This is a genomic window from Moraxella bovis, from assembly GCF_002014975.1.
Taxonomy (GTDB): domain Bacteria; phylum Pseudomonadota; class Gammaproteobacteria; order Pseudomonadales; family Moraxellaceae; genus Moraxella; species Moraxella bovis.
In genome coordinates this window covers 12,646-13,277 of the sequence record NZ_MUXV01000037.1, presented here as the reverse complement: position 1 = coordinate 13,277, position 632 = coordinate 12,646, and the positions used below count along the sequence as shown (strand labels likewise).

1 protein-coding gene is annotated in these 632 nt (G+C 49.8%); it reads right to left on the bottom strand.

Going from position 1 to position 632, the window contains the following annotated elements:
• Positions 1-130 precede the first annotated feature (130 nt).
• Positions 131-631 carry a ribonuclease E activity regulator RraA gene (gene rraA / locus B0182_RS09610; protein ID WP_078274733.1) on the bottom strand — a complete coding sequence of 167 codons (501 nt, stop codon included), beginning with the start codon at positions 629-631 and terminating at the stop codon, positions 131-133.
• Between the last annotated feature and the right edge of the window lies 1 nt (position 632).

The following is a 632-nucleotide window of genomic DNA, read 5'->3' as shown; positions in this document are numbered from 1 at the left end:
GGGGCGAATCATATTCGCCCAAGAATATTTTGGGATAGGGTAAATGTGATTTACCCTGATAACCTGCCTAAATTGGGTTTGATAAATGGAATTGTGGGTTAAATTAAAACCCAACCCATTTAGCCCCAACCTAAACCAATCTCTCCCCACTCACAATCACGCCATTATTATCGGCATAGACCCAATCGCCGTCATGGACGACCACCCCACCAATCACAATCGCCAGACCTGTCTCGCCCACGCCCTTTCTTACGCTCTTTTTGGGTGTGCTTGCTAAGGCTAGCACGCCAAGACTCATCTTGGCAATCTCGTCCACGTCTCGCACACAGCCACAGATGATGACCCCTGCCCAGCCGTTATCCACAGCCGATTTGGCAATCATGTCGCCCATTAACGCATAGCGTAGGGATGCACCACCGTCCACGACTAGGATTTTGCCTTGTCCGTCTGTGGCGAGCAGTTCTTTGACACGAGAGTTATCCTCAAAGCATTTGACCGTAACGGCTTGCCCGCCAAAGGTTGTGATACCGCCATAATGCCTGAACGATTTGCTGTCTATCATGGGTGGTATGACGTGAATGGCTTTATCTTCGTTGTCGTCCAGTAAGTCGCAGGTGATGAAGTGGGTCATG

What these genes read in the sequence shown, in the direction of transcription:
- rraA (WP_078274733.1), bottom strand. Translation starts at nt 631, where the DNA reads ATGACCCACTTCATCACCTGCGACTTACTGGACGACAACGAAGATAAA.